The organism is Gardnerella piotii (assembly GCF_049815665.1).
GTDB classification, from domain to species: Bacteria; Actinomycetota; Actinomycetes; order Actinomycetales; family Bifidobacteriaceae; genus Bifidobacterium; species Bifidobacterium piotii.
Genome location: NZ_CP187450.1, coordinates 1,389,248 through 1,407,107 on the forward strand (window position 1 = coordinate 1,389,248; position 17,860 = coordinate 1,407,107).

At 41.4% G+C, this 17,860-nt stretch carries 12 protein-coding genes and 2 pseudogenes; 1 reads left to right on the forward strand and 13 read right to left on the reverse strand.

The annotated features are described in order from the left end of the window. Positions 1 to 227 precede the first annotated feature (227 nt). Complete coding sequence (locus ACPEIW_RS05595) at positions 228 to 1,169, forward strand: AEC family transporter (protein WP_425663546.1); 942 nt, start codon at positions 228 to 230, stop codon at positions 1,167 to 1,169. A gap of 296 nt (positions 1,170 to 1,465) precedes the next feature. Here the strand turns inward: ACPEIW_RS05595 and ACPEIW_RS05600 are convergent, their stop codons facing one another. The 13 genes and pseudogenes from ACPEIW_RS05600 to ACPEIW_RS05660 all read right to left on the reverse strand — a co-directional run bounded on the left by ACPEIW_RS05600 (position 1,466) and on the right by ACPEIW_RS05660 (position 17,831). Beyond that, positions 1,466 to 2,326: a KilA-N domain-containing protein gene (locus tag ACPEIW_RS05600; RefSeq protein WP_425663548.1), complete on the reverse strand. Its 861-nt coding sequence runs from the start codon at positions 2,324 to 2,326 to the stop codon at positions 1,466 to 1,468. Positions 2,327 to 2,810: 484 nt separating this feature from the next. After that, positions 2,811 to 2,903 (reverse strand): annotated as a pseudogene (locus ACPEIW_RS05605) (hypothetical protein); the annotation flags it as partial. Between the two features lie 33 nt (positions 2,904 to 2,936). Then, on the reverse strand, positions 2,937 to 7,697 hold the full coding sequence (locus ACPEIW_RS05610) for a DUF4011 domain-containing protein (protein WP_425663550.1): 4,761 nt from the start codon (positions 7,695 to 7,697) through the stop codon (positions 2,937 to 2,939). Between the two features lie 150 nt (positions 7,698 to 7,847). Beyond that, a pseudogene (locus ACPEIW_RS05615) lies at positions 7,848 to 8,189 on the reverse strand (ORF6N domain-containing protein); the annotation flags it as partial. A 306-nt stretch (positions 8,190 to 8,495) separates the two neighbouring features. Then, positions 8,496 to 9,950: a Maf family nucleotide pyrophosphatase gene (locus tag ACPEIW_RS05620; protein ID WP_425663552.1), complete on the reverse strand. Its 1,455-nt coding sequence runs from the start codon at positions 9,948 to 9,950 to the stop codon at positions 8,496 to 8,498. Positions 9,951 to 10,025: 75 nt separating this feature from the next. After that, positions 10,026 to 10,379 (reverse strand): hypothetical protein, encoded by a 354-nt coding sequence (locus ACPEIW_RS05625; RefSeq protein ID WP_016788531.1) that lies wholly within the window; start codon positions 10,377 to 10,379, stop codon positions 10,026 to 10,028. Positions 10,380 to 10,389: 10 nt separating this feature from the next. After that, positions 10,390 to 10,617: a hypothetical protein gene (locus ACPEIW_RS05630; RefSeq protein ID WP_425663554.1), complete on the reverse strand. Its 228-nt coding sequence runs from the start codon at positions 10,615 to 10,617 to the stop codon at positions 10,390 to 10,392. Positions 10,618 to 10,750: 133 nt separating this feature from the next. Continuing rightward, a complete protein-coding gene (thrB, locus tag ACPEIW_RS05635) occupies positions 10,751 to 11,791 on the reverse strand; it encodes a homoserine kinase (protein ID WP_425663556.1) in 1,041 nt (346 codons plus the stop codon). Between the two features lie 57 nt (positions 11,792 to 11,848). Further along, complete coding sequence (locus ACPEIW_RS05640; protein WP_425663558.1) at positions 11,849 to 13,231, reverse strand: homoserine dehydrogenase; 1,383 nt, start codon at positions 13,229 to 13,231, stop codon at positions 11,849 to 11,851. 96 nt (positions 13,232 to 13,327) lie between these two features. After that, on the reverse strand, positions 13,328 to 14,338 hold the full coding sequence (locus ACPEIW_RS05645) for a CPBP family intramembrane glutamic endopeptidase (protein WP_016636174.1): 1,011 nt from the start codon (positions 14,336 to 14,338) through the stop codon (positions 13,328 to 13,330). Between the two features lie 12 nt (positions 14,339 to 14,350). Then, positions 14,351 to 15,496 (reverse strand): D-alanine--D-alanine ligase family protein, encoded by a 1,146-nt coding sequence (locus ACPEIW_RS05650; protein ID WP_016636173.1) that lies wholly within the window; start codon positions 15,494 to 15,496, stop codon positions 14,351 to 14,353. A gap of 184 nt (positions 15,497 to 15,680) precedes the next feature. After that, positions 15,681 to 16,676, reverse strand: a complete 996-nt coding sequence (locus ACPEIW_RS05655) for an NAD(P)H-dependent glycerol-3-phosphate dehydrogenase (RefSeq protein ID WP_425663561.1) — start codon at positions 16,674 to 16,676, stop codon at positions 15,681 to 15,683. 273 nt (positions 16,677 to 16,949) lie between these two features. Further along, on the reverse strand, positions 16,950 to 17,831 hold the full coding sequence (locus ACPEIW_RS05660; RefSeq protein WP_415701679.1) for a lysophospholipid acyltransferase family protein: 882 nt from the start codon (positions 17,829 to 17,831) through the stop codon (positions 16,950 to 16,952). Positions 17,832 to 17,860: the final 29 nt, after the last annotated feature.

Sequence of the window (17,860 nt, forward strand, 5' to 3'; positions counted from 1 at the left end):
AGCCACCCCTCGGGCTGTTAACAAAGTCTAGCTGCGCGACAGCGGACACCTGCCTCGATTAAAAATCATGCGATAAAACGCGCGAGGGGATCGACGCCGTCGAATGCTTTGGCGGCTTGCAGCGCCACCGTTCTCTAGTATGCCATATTGCAACGTCAAACAACATACGCTCTTAAAAGTCAATTCGCATTACCCAATTTGCAAAAATCAGCGCTAAAATCGTTTACATGGGTTTAATCAGCGCTATGCAAGGCTTTTGCGTAATCGGCATCGTAATTGCCGCAGGCTATGTAACCGCGCGTCTTCGCATCGGCGGATCGCAAGCACAAATGGTGCTTAATCGCGTAAGCTTCTTTGTATCTAGTCCTTGTTTAATGTTTGCAATCCTTGCAAAAGAGCCAATTTTTGAGATTTTCCACTCGTCAATTTTTGTTGCGTTTTTCTCCGCAATGATTGTTGGCGTTGCGTTTATTCTGCTTAATCGTCTGTTTTTCCACCTTCCTGCAGCGGATTGCACAATCGGCGCGCTTAACTCGCTTTACTTAAACTCGAATAATATTGGCTTGCCTGTTGCAACTTATATTCTTGGAAATCCCGCGCTTGTTGCACCGATTTTAGTTATGCAACAAGCTGTTTTTACGCCTGTTGGACTAACGGTTTTAGACGTTACAACTACTGGAAAGTGCTCGCTTAAGCGCATTGCTCAGCAGCCGATTAAACAGCCACTTTTAATTGGTTCACTTGGAGGAATTATTATTTCGGCAATTTCCGCAAAAGTTGGATATTTTCCTGTGCCGAATTTTCTTTATGACCCGATTAAGATGATTGGCGATTCTGCGGTTCCTATGATTTTGATGGCTTTTGGAATGTCGCTTTACGGCAGTAAGCCTCTGCAAAAAGATTCTAACCGAGCTGCGATTGCTACAGTTGCGATTCTAAAAAACTTGATTATGCCAATTGTTGCGTTTTTGCTGGCTTATTTTGTTATGGGTTTTAGAGGCGCCACTCTTTACGCATGCGTTGTGCTGGCGGCTCTTCCGACTGGCCAAAACGTGTACAATTACGCTGCACGATACAATGTTGGCTTGAGTTTTGCGCGTGACGGAATCCTGTTTTCTACCGTTACAAGTCCGCTTTTTATTGCGCTAATCGCAGCGCTTTTGGGGTGATTAATCCTCCGCACTTTGTAGCTGATTCACGGCGTGTCTAACAACAAAAAGCGTAAAACAACCAGCGCGGGAATAGCGCTCGAGCGCTCTAAACGAAAAGGCAGGTCATGTCGTTAGCGCGGTCTAAGCGCGCTAACGTCTTCGCTTGCGTTGAAAGCACACTGTGCTTTCAACCTTAAGCAAGCTCAGCGCTCCGACCTGCCTTTTCGCGCTACGCTCTAAGCGAAAAGGCAGGTCGGAGCGCCCTAAAACGATGTAAATTCAGTATTAAGTGCAGAATTAAAAAGTGATTAAACTTAATTTTTTATCACGGAATCCAAACTCTTTATTCCAGGATTATTCAAATTCTCAAGAGATAAAATCTGCGTTCGCGCCAAATTTCTAAGTTCCACCATTCGATCTGCCTGTGGCAACCCCTTAGAAATCAAAACAGCGTTATAGCTTTCCATATTCGCCAATACCAGAAGTTCATTAATACTCGCCTCGTCTCGAATGTTGCCTTTTGACTTAGGATTCGCATCTCTCCATTGTTTAGCAGTCTTATTAAACAATGCAACATTTAACAAATCTGCTTCATTTGCATACTTATACATCAACTGCTCAGAAGTCAAATCCTTCAACAAATATTCTTTAATAGCATCCGTATGAATCTTGTAATTAATCTTCGAAATCTCACGGTTCAAATTCCAATTCAGAGAAAGCCTTGAATTCTCATCAGATTTAAGTCTTTGATAATCTTTGATAATATATAGTTCAAATTCTGCTGAAATCCAAGATGCAAACTTAAATGCTATATCTTTATGAGCATAAGTTCCACCACCTCTACCGGATTTTACAAGTAAACCTATTGCATTCGTGATTTCTGACCATTTTTTAGGAGATAGCGTAAAAGCATTGCTACCAGCTTCTTTCAAAAACCCCTCGAATTCGATGGGTTTAAAATTCGGATTGTTTAGTCTCTCCCATATACCTAAATACTCTATTGTACTGTAATTTCTCATCCAGTTTGCAACAACCACATTAGGCTCTTCTTTGTTTTTATATCTCGCTATATCGGTTAAACTAACGTAATCATTCCTAAAATCTTCCGTATAAACCTGAATTGTAAAGCCTTTTGCCGTAATAGTATCTTTTTTAATATTTGACGCATTAGACATAATTTCCCCCTAATTTTTACGCAAATTTACGCAATTAGTTGCTTTATTTGATTTGGTTTACTTTATTTCTATGCGCTTAACACAAAATTCATGAATCACAAGCAAAATTACAAAAATCAAGCACAAGCCACAAAACATCTAACAACTAGCAGAAAACTAACATGCATCAGCGCATAAATATAATTTTATAAGATTTCACAGATAAGAATCAACAAACTCGGATTATTTCCAAAAACTCAAGCAAAGCAAAGAGTTAATTCTCAAAATACTCTAACTAAAAGTATGCAAGTTGGAAGTCTACTTCCAAGTTTAGTGCAAAATGGCAAAAGTTGGAAGTCTACTTCCAGTCACTCCACACTTTCTAATTCCACGCATCTGGCCAGCAATCTGGCTTATTAGTGATTTCGTTAAGTTTTGGCAAACCGTCAATAATGTTCATTGTTTCTACGCTAACGCGAACTACCTTTTTAACCAAATCAACGATATAGCGCGGATTATCGTATGCTTCATTTGGATTTCGTACAATCCCAGTCTTCTTATCTACAGCTACTTGATATCGCTCAATCAGCCATTTGATTGCACTTTTACACCAGTAAAACTATAAAAACGACTATTTTAGTGAAATCTGTCCATCAATCTCAACTATTTTCTCAGATTTAAGCAGCATAGATAAGGCATTATCTAAAGCCTCGCCATCTAATTTACCAATTCTCTTTTTACCATATAAGCCAAGCATAAAGCGATATAATCCTTCTTTCGCCAAAACAACATTTTTACTAATAATTTCCATCATGCCAACACCTAGCTCTTCTGGAGCAATTTGTTTAAAATCACGAACAATATCTCCTGGGAGTCGGAAAGTAATCGGTTTATCCTTCAAATACATAAAGCCATTTTCCCTGACAATACCAAAATATTCACATCCACGCATTTTGATGTCAAACCTTTTTTGCACTGATGAAGTAACCTTTTCGCGCTCGAAATACCAAAGTATTCTTTGTAAAAGAAGATTTTCTGATAGAGGAGACTCAACTTCCAAAATATCTTTCACACTACTTTTGAAATCAGCGTTATTATATTTACTAAAAATATTCTTGCAATCCTTATTAGTATCCGCCATCTTATACTTAACAAAACTAAAAGGAATATCATTAAGAATACTATTAGTTGATTTTTCCGAGAGCTCGGCATTGTATAAAGATTTTCCGCATAAATCAACCTCAGCCTCAGATAAAAATGAGGAGCTTTCAGGCAGTCTGCCTCCAAGATTCTCTGCATAATCATCTTTATGATTTTTATAGTTTTCCACTACTTCACGAACAAATTCTAAGAGTTTATCTTGTTCAGAAATCTTATTCCTGAACCATTCGGTTGACCAAATGCGATAGAACTTCCAACCCATATTTTCTAGAATTGCTTGTCGCAATCTATCACGATCTCGCGCATTCTTTGACGAATGGTAAGTGGCACCATCACATTCGACAGCAAGTAGATAATCTGAACTATTAGGAACTTTAACACCGAGATCTATTCTAAATCCAGAGCATCCCACTTGCGTATCAACTGAATAACCATGATTTCGCAAAAACTCACATACTTCAACCTCAAAATCGGAATCAAACTGATCATAACTTGCCACGCTTTCACTGCGCTGCAAGGCAATCTCACCATTCTCAGCAAAATCAAGATATTCTCGAAGAAGACGAGCACCATCTGACTCACTATGACTTAAATCTATATCAGTTGCATGCATGGAAGAAACAACTTGAATATTATATTTTGCCCTTGTAACGGCAACATTCAGCCTCTTTTGCCCTCCATCGCGATTTAAAGGACCAAAATTAGTTGAGAACATTCCATTACTATCAGGACCGTAACCAATACTAAAAATGATTGCGTCACGTTCATCTCCCTGAACTGTTTCAAGATTCTTTATAAAGAAAGGCTCTTCCTTACCAGAATCAAAGAAAAACTCTTTTTCAGGAGTAACTTGACGGCGCTTAAAAAGCAAATTATCTATGAGATTTTGTTGAGACTGACTAAAAGCAACAACGCCTAAACTCCTATTAGGATATTTCTCAATGTTTTTATAAATTAAATCGACAACATATTCAGCTTCTTTTCGATTATTATGATATGAGCGATTAAATACTCCATTTACGTAGTAATAATCCACACCCATACCTTCTGAATTATCTTTAGCAGCGGGAAAACTTATAAGGCTGCCGTTGTAAAAATTCTTGTTTGAAAATGCAATAAGCTGCTCGCTGCGACTACGATAATGCCAATTTAGTCTTAGCTGAGGCATAGTGCTAGAAGCAAAATCTAGTATAGAATCAAAGCTCCTAATATCGTCATAGTTATCTGTGTCATCATCATTATTAACAGATGTTGCGAAAAAGTTACTAGGTGGCATCTGCTTTGAATCACCAACTATGATAGCTTGTTTAGCACGGCTAATTGCACCAACCGCATCCCATGGAAAGACCTGAGAAGCCTCATCGAATATTACAACATCAAACTTTAAATCTTTATAATTAAGAAATGTGCTCACACTTAAAGGAGACATCATAAAGCAAGGTTTAACTATTTGTACAGTATCTTTGGTTTCTGAAAGAAGTAAACGTATATTCTTTTTATTCCTTGATTTTTGGTTCTCATACAAAAGCTCACTTAATTGGCTCCCAGCAACAGCACATTCCTTTCCAGGACATGCATTTGCTAACTTTGCATGCAACTTTTTTCTATTAATATCAAATTCTTCTAAATCTTTCTCTATAAAATCTTTTATGAATCTATCCTGAGTTGCTCTATTAAATTGAGAAAGAATCGGACTTTTTAAAATTACAAAATCAATCCACTGTAAATAAAATTGCTTATTAAATGTAGGAACAATATTATCTTTACTCACATTATTCTTTATAAGTTCATGGATAAAAGGAATAAGCCCATTCTTCTCTAAACGAGCAAGAATGTCTCTAAAAGTACACCATTTTTGCAATATATCAGAAGACTCAATACACTTATGCAATCTAGATTGAACTTTAACAGCATCAATTGTATTAAAATCAACAATATTTTTATCAAAACATCCAGAAATGTAATCTATATTTTTGATGCTATTTTCATTCAAAATATTGTTAATTTGATGAGAATATTCCACAAAAATTTTGCTTTCAGACGCAAAGCTTGAATATCTTTCCAAGGATTCAAATGAATATCCACTATCAAGCATATTTTTAAGAATTCTCATTTGATTGCTAACATAATTCCAATCAGTATCAATACCTTTATAAGCTGAACCAAGCAATGATTTTATAGAAGCTTCAGCGTCAGAATATTCACTAATAGATTTCTGATATTTAGACAAAAGCCCCATTAAAAGAATTGATTCTTTATAATTAGGTTTTTTATTTACTTTCTTGCATGAACGTATATCGTAAATAATTTTTTTATATTCAGAATTAAAAATTCTAGATAATACACTTCTAAATTGTCTTAAATTATTGTAGTTATCTAAACCATCCAGATAATAAATATCCTCATTACAATCAGATAATTCCTGCATTAAAGCATGTATTTTATTGCTCATTGATTCTAGATTTTCTAGCGCATTGTAAGCAATATCAAAATTCTGTCTCTTTAATATAGATGGCGTAACTAATGCTGAATTAGCAACAAAGTCAAAGAACTTTCCCCAGAATAGAGCATCTTTTAAACTTTCACAACGAACACCATACTGTTCAGAAATCCTGTCCAACAATGGAATTAGGTCGTTCAAAGTATTTACAGCAGAAGACATACTGCCTTTTAATCGTACTTCTTCGGCAATTGAATTATCTTGATTTATATACCCATACCAAGGATTCTTGCGATAGTCATAACCGATATAATATGAATAATCAACATAGCTTCTTAAAAGATCAGTAGACCTATTCAAGTATTCAGAACCTAATTTTGATATATCTTCAGTAGGACATATAAATTCTGGTGCATAATCCCATTTTGCAAGTGACTCGTATAAATCATATAAACTTTTATTTATTACGGGTTGTACCTCATGAAGATTACGTTCATAAGCATCTAATTTTTCTTTAACATTTTTCTTAGCTTTTATTTCTTCATCAAATTTAATATTACTTACAACATCCTTCTTAATATTGAGATTTCTGCATATATCTTCAATAACACTTTTTTTGTTAGCTTTATTTGAATGAAGTTGAAGACAAAATTCCGCAAGACCAACCTGCTTCATTTTGTTATAAACGACGTTTAAAGCAGCAAGTTTTTCTGAAACAAACAATACTTTCTTACCGTCATTAAGACATTCAGCAATGATATTCGTAATTGTCTGACTCTTACCAGTTCCTGGAGGCCCCTGCAAAACAAAGCTTTTACCAGATTTAGCCATTTCTATAGCCTCTATTTGGCTAGAATCAGCATCTACAACGTTACATAAATCAATTATTGAATCGTAATCAGATTTATCAATATCTTCGTTATCTAAGTATGAATTACCAGAATCAACTACTTCGCCAAAAAGTTGACGAACAGTAGGGCTATTTAAAATATCATTTTTATTTTCTTTAAGATCCACATACATATTAATCTTTGCAAATGAAAATAGCCCAATTTTGCACTCTTTACTTATTGTCCAGCCGAGTTTAGAAACCATGTTTTGTACATTTTCAAAATATTCTTCTAACGTGATTTCGCTACTATAATTCGGAAGAGTTATGCCATACTCGTTATCAAGTTTGTAAGAAAACGCTCTATTTACAATAACATCATTATCTAAAACAGATATTTTATATGACCGTCCAATCGACTCACTACTTAATTGAACAGGTATTAAAAGTATTGGTGCGTTGTAAATAGTATCAGCGTAATTAGCTTCTTTCCAATGAATTATCCCAAATGTAATGAACGAAACATTTACTCCAGTCTCTTCAATAATTTCCCTGGATTTTCTCATAATATTTCTTGCTGCTTCTAATGGCTTTCCAGATGAACTATATGCAAGAATTTGATTAGCTTTTATTTTGTTGGAATAATTATTCTTAAAATCAGTTTTTGATTCATATTTTTTTCTTGGGTTACCATCTGCATATTCTATCTCATTAAAATCATCCGTATTTAAATTATCTACATAATACTTGTCATTATGCTTTTTATTAAATTCTTCTTCTGGGTCAAATATTTTAAAGGAACCAGAATTTTCTGATGAAAACTTTTGAAAAATATCTTCACAACTTGGAAGCAAAACATCTAATGTTGAAGTTTTATTATCCTTAAAATTAACTAAGTTATTGCGATTCTTACCAGTATCCAACAGCTGCTCTATCCACTGGTCAAATTTTCCAACTTCCATAATCGTAGCCCTATTTGCTCAAAACCTGCAAAAAACAAATTACTCTAATTCTACCGCCATTAATAACTATAGAAGTGTAGCGTTTAATAAATTCACCCACCCACACCACAAAAAACTAGTTTATGTTTGAAAGTCTCTTCCAGTCACTCCCACCGCAGTGAGCATATAAATACCTTGCTCAGTAAAAGCATAAGGCAAATATCGAGAGCCGCCCCAACTTGAGGTGAAATTTTTGCACCTCAAGTTTTTGAACTCGTCAGCAGTTAGCTGAAACATAAAATCTTCGCCCTCAAACTTTTCAATATTATTCTTAATCTGTCTATTGAAGTTTTTCGTTTCATACCCATAGATTTCAGCAAGCTCAAAATCAAGCATGACTTTTTGATTGCGAATGTTATAAATTTTTTCTTTTATCGTTTTAGCGTCTATAAGCGCTTTAGATGGCACGCCTCTAGCGTCTGCGATAATTAAAATTTTATTCTGCTCTACCATAAGATCACTCCTAAAAATGTGCATAAAACCTAGCGCCATGCAACAAAAACTACATTTCTAACACAAAATTCATGAATCACAAGCAAAATTACAAAATCAAGCACAAGCCATATAACATCTAACAACTAGCAGAAAACTAGCATGCATCAGCGCATAAATACGATTTTATAAGATTTCACAGATAAGAATCAACAAACTCGAATTATGATACAAACACACTACACAAACAAACAAAACTGTAGCGCGATTGTACTGGATTTTGGCGTTTTTTAATACAAACGCACTACAAGGCAGGTCGTCGCACAGCTACCTTTGCGAAGCAAGCAAATCAAGGCGAGCGCGGAAAGACGGCCAATCCGTGCGCATTGCCGTAAGCAGCTTGAGCTTCGGCACATCGTCAATCGGCACCCACTTAATTTCCATACTCTCGTCGTCGTGCGCGCACGGATTCACACAATGCCCTGGCTTTTCAAACGCAAAAACCGTTGTATAACGCCAATTCCCGTGATTTTCGCAATACGCTCCAACAACATCAATGTCTTGAGACGTTATGTTCGCTTCTTCAAACGACTCGCGCAACGCGCCCTCAATCGCAGTTTCACCATCAGATATTGCGCCGCCAGGAATCCCCCACGTGCCGCCTTCCGCGCTCCAAAGCGCGCGATGTTGCATAACAACATGAGTCACGCGCCCAGTGGTCTCGTCTCGCCTAGCAAGCAGCACGCCAGCCGCGCCATTATGACCCCAATGCTTGCGCCCACAATCGCACATAACCCATCCGTCTCCTGGCTGATGCACGTTTTCTTTAGGTACTTCTTTGGAAGCTGGATCGTCTTTAATCGCCTCGCCCTCTAGCTTGCGACTATTCCACAAATCTGGCCAAGCGTACCCAAGATCGCAAACCATCTGCCTTAGCAGCGGCAAGCTGATTCCAAGAACTCCATGCGGATCTCCCTGAATCCCCTCAATAAACGCACCACCAAAGCCTTCTAGCGTAAAGGATCCTGCCACTTCCAGCGGCTCGCCAGTTTCTACGTACGCGCGGATTTCCTCATCGCTCATATGTGCAAAAGTCACGCTTGCGCGACTCACCTTGCACACTGTTTTGCCACTTTTTGCATCGATTAAGCAATGGCCAGTAAACAATTCTCCAGTTTTTCCGCTCATTTGCTTAATCCGCTCAAATGCCACTTCAGGAGTATGCGGCTTGCCGTAGCATTCGCCGTCTAGCAAAAACATGGAGTCGCAGCCAACAATAAGCACGCTGTTGCAATCGTTACAAGATTCATTCATATGCGCAAAATCGTGAATATCAAAAGTCTTAGTAGGCACTTTTACGCCAGAAAAATCGCGAGTTTGCGCGGTATCTACGTTATGCGTTACGTCTGATTGCGAATCACTTGCCAAAGCGCTACTACCAGTTTCAGAAGATCCAGTTTCAGAAGATTCAGATTCAGCATTCTCAGCCTCAGACTCAGCCTCCAGCGGATACCCCACAACCAAATCGCCACTAGCCGAAGCTGCTGCATCTGCCACAAGCTTCCACGACTCATACACTGCAAAAGCCTTTTCTCGCGCCAAAATCGAAACGCGCTCCTCGGCGCTCATCTGCTCTACGCTAACACCTCGCGCATTTGCAGCATTACGCAACGCCGCTGGCTCATCTACCTCGCTCACGTGAATCACAGGAATCACGCCTGCAGCTGCCAACACCGCTCTTCTTGCAGGAGACTGAGAAGCCAAAATCAATGAAACTTTCATATTCCCTCTTTTTGCGATTTCACTCATAACTTCACTTACAACTTCACTTACAACTTCACACAAATTATTCGCGAGTTATTGCAACGCCGCTTGTAATTGACATTGCTCATTATGCATCTGAGCGTCTCTCAAAATCAAAGATTGCAAATATTTGCTTTTATTTGGCATGCCATCTCTCTTAGCTGCGCGAGAAATATATTCACTCCAAGATTTAGGAACACGAAAACGCTCTTGAACACTGTTTTCGCGCCTTTCTTTTGAATTTGGTCTTCCTGGTCCAGATAAAGATGCAAATATCTCAGTTGCATTGGAATCTTCAGAAAGCAGAGTTTGCATAATTTTTGCAGCGTCTTCTCCTGAAAATTGAGCTGCAGGAGGATTTTTTGGAGCAGACACATTTTCATCAGCTAAATTCTCATAAATATCCATTTCAATCACCTCATTTGCTCCACTTTTTCCAATATTTAAGCCATTTATCAGTCAAATGCTCTACATGAAACACAAGAAAATCTTTACCTTGTGGCCTTGCAAGTACTTCAATTAAATCATCTTCCCACGCACCTGGATGCCTTAAACATATAACTAAAGCAACAACTGTTCCCTCCGAGCTAGGTGGATTTGACACGTCATTAGGATTAACTAAGGCAAACCATACAGGTTTAGCCATAGCTCTTCGTATCTCTTCCTCATTTAGATGATCTTCATCAAAATGTTTGTACGCAGATTTGGGATCAAATCTAATAGCCATTGACTAATTGTACCACAATTTATTGACTTGATAATCCTTAACTTCACACAAATTATTCGCGAATTATTGCAACGCCAATAGAATCAACATGCACGTGCAAAACTTTCCAATCGCAGCCAACTAAAAGCGGTTTTGCAATTTTTTCTATTTTTTCGCTTATATTAGTGGCGTTATTTTCCTCTTCGGAAGCTTCCGACTTTTCCGCGTAAAACACCGCTGCACAAGATCCAGCTCCCGAGATTGCAGCCGCAAACCCCTTGTCTCGCAAAGCTTTTACTAAATCCCAAGTTGGTTGCATAAGACTTGCACGGTATGTCTGGTGAATAGCGTCTTGAGTAGCTGTAAAAAGCAAATCGTTTCTAGAAAGAGTGGATTTTACGCAAGAATCGCAAGCATCGACAGAATCGCAAGAATCCGCAGAATCACAAGCATAACCAAAATCACCAAACGCAATCGGCAATAAGCAAGCGCGCGAAACGTTAAACACAGCATCTGCATATGGCACTTTTTCTGGAAGAGCTTGACGAGCCATTTGCGTTGAAAGAGTAAAGTTCGGCACAAAAATCGTTGCACGAATTTGCTTAGAAACGCCGTATTGAACAGTGTGGAACTCATCGCCATTCTTCCAACTGGTTGTTAATCCGCCAAAAACTGCTGGAGCAACATTATCTGGGTGGCCTTCAATCGAAGATGCAAGCTCAAAAATAGCTTGCTTATTAAGATCCCCATTATGTGCAAAAGCCCAAGCTGCTGCCACGCCCGAAACAATCGCACTGGCAGAAGACCCCATTCCGCGCGCTTGTGGAATGCGATTATGCGCTTCTAGAGTAAATCGCAAACGCGGCAAGCCAAACGCTTCGCACGCTTTGCGAAACGCGCGAACAACAAGATGCGTCTCGTCTTTTGGCAATGTATTTTCGCCTTCGCCGCTAATAATCACGCGAACATCTTGCGAATCATCAAGCGAATCATCAAGCGTAAAAACTAGTGAATCCGCATAATCAAGCGCAATTCCTGCAACGTCAAATCCAGACCCAAGATTTGCGCTGGTTGCTGGCACGCAAACTGACACACTGTTGCATACTGGTTTCATTTCGCACCTTTTCCACTCGAGCAGCCTACTAAATTACTTAATTATTCAATTACTAGATTACTCAATAATTCGCAATGCAAGAGGCTTTGCACACACAGCATCCACCTTTTGCAAATCCGCAAGAATTGCGCTCAAATCCGCCTCTGTGCAATCTTTTACAAGCACGCGCAAATCGCCAGGGCCGCCGATTCCGCAAGCTGGGCAATCACCATCGCCATCGTATTGAACTTGGCAAAGCATAGGCAATCGTTCCGCATTAACTCCGTGCTCCGCAAACACATCCATCACTTCGCCGCAAAGCGCAAGCGAAGTATCTTCCATATTGCATCGCACAACAAAATCCGCACGAATCGAGCGCGTGGAAGCCAAAGACTTAGCGTTATACATTGGCACGCTAGCATCGTTGCAGCCGCGCGCTATGTTTCTAGCAGCTCCAACAATATCTCCAACCACCGCGCTTGCTGTTGGCGCGCCACCAGCGCCGCGGCCGTAGAACATAAGATCATCCGCCGCTTGCGCTTTAACAAAAACGGCGTTAAAACTGCCATGAACGGAAGCCAGCGGATGCTCTTTGCTAACCAACGCTGGGTAAACGCTTGCGCTCACTGCGCCACGCGTGTCGCAAGCAACCGCCGCAAGCAACTTAATCACACGATTTTGCGCACTTGCTGCCGCAATATCTTCAGCCGTAATCGCGCTAATTCCTTCAACGCTAACGTCATCAATGCTTATTGGCATTTGGAATGCAAGTGTTGCCAAAATCGCAGCCTTGTTTGCTGCATCAAAGCCTTCAACGTCTCCTGTAGGATCCGCCTCCGCGTATCCCTTTTCTTGAGCTGCGCGCAAAGCCGAGTCAAAATCAAGCCCACGCACCGTCATCTCGTCAAGAATGTAGTTTGTAGTTCCGTTTACGATTCCAAAAATTTGCGTGATCTTGTCGCCTACAAGCGACTCTCTAAGTGGGCGCAAAATTGGGATTGCGCCTGCAACAGACGCCTCGAAGCTTAAATCCACTCCGTTTTTTTGCGCACACTCGTAGAGTTCTGGACCAAACTTTGCAAGCAACGCTTTGTTTGCTGTTACAACCGATTTTCCGCATTCTAGCGCGGTTTTTACAAATGTGTGCGCTGGCTCTAAGCCGCCAATTAGCTCAACAATTATGTCTATATCTTCGCGTTTACAAATCGCTCCTGCGTCTGCGCTTAAAAGATCTTTGGCAATCCATGGCGCGTCCACTTCTTCTGGATGCAAGCACGCAACTGCCGCAAGCTCTAGCGGAGCGCCGATTCTCGCCGATAAGTCAGCGTTTTCTTCCACTATTAGACGCGCTGTTTGCGATCCTACTGTTCCAGCGCCTAAAAGACCCACGCGGATTGGATCTGCGGTAAAGCAATCGTCATCTGCACTATGCGTGATTTCTAAATTGTTTTTGTCTAACATAGACGCCTCCTAACTTAAATCAATATTCAATTAAATAAATTCAATTTACACAAACAGATTCACACTACACAAACAGATTCAACCTACGCAAATAACCTACACAAACAACATAAGCAGATTCAGCAAAACGGACGCAATCAAGAATCCCATAACTCCAACGGTTCCGTACAATGCTTTTGTTCCAGCACTCCCGCGAATCTCCAGCGGCGAATCGTAGAATTCAAGATACCTCTTGCGACGAGCAAGAAGCACAATTCCAAACACAAACATAACAATCATAAACATTGCGTAAAGGCCTATAAACATAAATCCAGGAGCCAAATCCGCAATCTCTTGCGTGTTCAAGTTTTCAACCTTAATAAGATCTCCGTTTGAATCCATCATGTTGTTTGAAATCCACATTGCTATAACGCTTCCCTGGAAGTTTACAATCATGTGCAAAAAGACGCTGTACCTAAGCTGCGACGTGCGAACGTACATGTATCCAAACACAAGACCAAGTCCAAAAGCGTAGAAGAACTGGAACATGTTCATGTGGAAAAGCGCAAACGCCAATGCAGAAAACACAATCGCGCGCTTTTCGCCATATACGCGCAACCTGTCTATAATTTGCTTTCTAAATAGCCATTCTTCCACAACTGGCGCCAAAAATACCACAAAAAGCAGCGTTTCCCACACGTTTCCGCCTGCTACAACGTCTGCAATCCTGTTCTCGGCTTTTCCGCCAGAAATAAGCGCGGAAGCAACAAGCCCAATGTAACTTCCTGCATACATTATTGGCACGCTAACAGCAAAGAATCCGCCAAATTGGCGCAAAGACATAGTAAACTTGCGAGTTTCTATTGCTGGAGTGCGTCTTAGAACAAGCATTGCAAGCGGCAACGCTATTAAATATTGCGCAACGTCCGAAGAAACAAAGGAGCTTAGCGAAGGACTTAAAACACCTTTTGGAACAAAAATGCTAATCAACTCGCCAATTAAAAGCGTTGCAAGAATCCACGTAAATAGGAACACGCACAGCGACACTCCTACAGATCCTTGACGTCTGCGCGCAATCGTGTACGCGTCTGGATGCTGCTTGTTTGCAAGCTTACGCTGTTTACGCATTTTTACCTCCGACTAGTCTAAAATCACGCCTTCAATAAGCTTTGTGATTAAATCGCTGTAGCTTATTCCTGTTGCTTCCCAAGCTTTTGGATACATGGAAATTGGCGTAAAACCAGGCATTGTGTTGATTTCGTTAAGGATTACGCGTCCGTCTTTAGTTACAAAAGAGTCCACGCGACTTAGCCCTCTTCCATCTGCCGCCTTAAATGCTGCGAGCGCAGTTTTTCGCACGCGTTGCAAAGTCTCTTCTGGCAAATCTGCTGGCACTTCAACGTGCGAAGCCGCAGAATCCATGTATTTGCTGTCAAAATCGTAGAACTGGTCTTCGCCAGCCTGGCGCTTGTCGAGCACAACTTCTCCAGGCCAGCTGGCTTTTGGCTCTTCACCATCGCGCGCTGCAAGAACCGCGCACTCAATTTCTCGCGCGTCAATTCCTTGCTCTATCAATACTCGCCAATCGTGCTTTGAAGCCTCAAAAACAGCATCTGCTAAGGCCTTAGCATCGCGCGATTCAACTTTTGTAACTCCAAAACTAGACCCTGCTCGGCTTGGCTTTACAAAAAGCGGATACTCTAGTTTTGCTTCTTCAACTTGCTCAAGAATTTCGTTTGCGTACGCTACGAATCGATTTGCCGCGTCACTTTCAAACTTGCGCGCGTCCAGTGCGATTCCAGGAGCAACATTAATTCCTGCTGCCTTAAAAAGCTGCTTTGCGTAATACTTATCCATGCATGCAGCAGATGCCAAAACTCCGCAACCAACGTATGGAACTTGCATCATTTCTAGCAAGCCTTGCAAAGTGCCGTCTTCGCCATTCGGGCCGTGAAGAACTGGAAAGACTGCGTCAATATGCCCTAGGCTTGTAAGCGTGCCATCCGCTTCTCGCACCAAAAATCCGTCTGCGCCCTTTGCTGGGTCAAGCACAACATCGCGCGTTTGCGCGGTTTTTGTGATTACTGGCAGCTCGCCTTGTTCCATGCGGAAGTTTCGCGGATCTTCGCCGCCAACAATCCACTCGCCTTGCTTTGTGATTGCAATGCGCACAATCTCGAATCGACTTTCGTCTACAGCACTGAGCACTCCAGCAGCCGATATGCAAGAAATCGAATGTTCGTCCGCTTTACCGCCATACAAGAACACTACACGCTTTTTCGTCATTTTTTTCCTCTATATATTTTGAATTATTTTAGCTATCTTAGATTATTTTAGTTATTTTGGATTATTTTGAATTATCTTGGATTATTATTTTTGCTTACGATTTACGCGACCACGACTAACGCACTTACGATTTGCATGCTTACGATTTACGCGCGGCTTTCGCAAATGCTACTTTCGCGCTTCACTACTCCTCGCAAACATCGTTATCAAAAAGCATTGCAAGCATCTCTTGGCACGAGATTCCTTCTTCTAACACGCGAGCCATTGCACTCGCAAGCGGAGTTGCAACTCCCAAACGCTTTCCCATTGCTACAACCGCGCTAGTAGTTGGAACGCCTTCCGCAACGCCATTGCTCACAGCGGTTGCTTCTTCAACGCTCATGCCTTTTCCAAGATTGGCGCCGAAAGTGTAGTTGCGGCTTAGTGGAGACCCACAAGTTGCAACTAAATCGCCAAAGCCTGCAAGTCCTGCAAATGTGCGCGAATCTGCGCCTTCAGCAACGCCCAATGCCGTCAACTCTGCAAGACCGCGAGTTTCAATCATCGCAGCCGTGTTTTCGCCGTAACCCGCTCCTCGAGCCATGCCAACTGCAAGCGCAACAACATTTTTAAGCGATCCGCACATTTCTACGCCGATTACGTCACTTGACACAAACGCCTTAAAATAGCTGTTTGAGCAAGCTTTTGCTACAACTTCGGCATTCTCGCGATTCTCGCACGCAACTACCGCCGCAGCATGCTGCCTTAATGCCACTTCTTTGCTTAAGTTTGGCCCCGATAATGCTGCAAAACGGTTACGCGGCAAGTTCAAGGCCTCGCACACAACTTCGTCCATGCGCTTGCCTGTTGTACGCTCAATGCCTTTCATAAGCGAAACAACAATCGCATTTTGCGGAATCTTGCCAACAAATTCTTCGAGTGCAACGCGCGCAAATTGTGCTGCAATCGCAACTACTACAATGTCTGCGTTTGCTACAGCTTCTTCGCGATTCCCCGTAGCCGTCATGTTTTCTGGCAAACGCTCTACGATTGGCAGTCTCACTTCGTTGCGGTGATTATCTCGAATGCCTTCAACAATTTGCGGCTCTATTGCCCACATTGTCACTTGATTTCCCGCGTCTGCAAGCACCTGCCCAAACGCCGTACCCCAAGCTCCAGCACCCAACACCGTAACGTTCATGTTTACGCCTAGCCTTTCGGTTTATTAGTGTAAACCGCTTTGGCTTTAAGCCATTTGTAGCGATTTACAACTAGTCAACTCACAGTCAACCTAGTCAACTTAGTCAACTTTTAATCACACTATTACATAATTCTACACAGTGCGCTTTACGGGCATTTTGTGAAGACTTTATTAGTGATTTGCTAACGATTCGTCAATGATTTATCTATGATTTCGTAACGATTCACTAACGATTGCCAACGCGCTACGACTTATCGAATCGCAATTTATCAACTATTCTTTGACTCTTTTCATAAGCTTGTAATCGAAGTATCCTTCTGGCGATTTTTCGCCGCGAATCTCTTCCATAATTTCCGTCATGCGCACGCGTACGCGACGAGCCAATTCGGCAGCAGATTCCATTGGCGGCAAATCACCCCAATTTTCCATATCTTTTAGAAGATCCGAATAATCAAGACGCGCATCGTAGCACATTACAACGTTCTTCCTTGGCCACGGCCACCAATGATTAATGCTTGCAGCACCCCACGTAACAGCGCAAAATAGCGGAATTTGATGCCCCAGCCTGCGCGATGCTTCGAGCGCAATAACTCCAATTCCTGGCTTCATGCTCATAGGCCATTTTTGAGGGTCGCGCGTAACTGTTCCTTCTGGCCATACGCTAAGCGGCCTGCCGTTTGTAAGGATTTTAATCGATTCTTCTTCGATTTCGCGCGCTTTTCCGCTTCTGCGTGGAACTGGTTGCATGCCAACAAGCTGGAACCATTTTCCTAAGATTGGCCAATGCGCGAGTTCTGCTTTTGCCATGTATCGCGGACGGCGACCTTGGTGGAATAGAGACGTCATTGGCACAAAAACGTCGAACATTGTAACGTGCGTGCAAGCGGTTATAAACACGCCTTCTTCTGGCACGTTCTCTAATCCCCACGCGCGCACTTTGCAACGAGATCTAAGCACTCTAGACGTTCCTTCGAGCAGGCGCTCGGTTGCTTTTGGATTTTGCGCGTTGATTTCTGCTGCGTTTGGCGTACGCGCGCCAGTTGGGTAGTAATAAGTAGGATCAACTAATTTGTGTGCGCGCGCTAAGCGTTCTACTTGCTCATCGCTGAGCGGCTTAACTGCGCTTCTAGGCGAAGGTTTTCCTTTAGATACCATACGTCTATTGTGCCGCAAAGTATAAACCG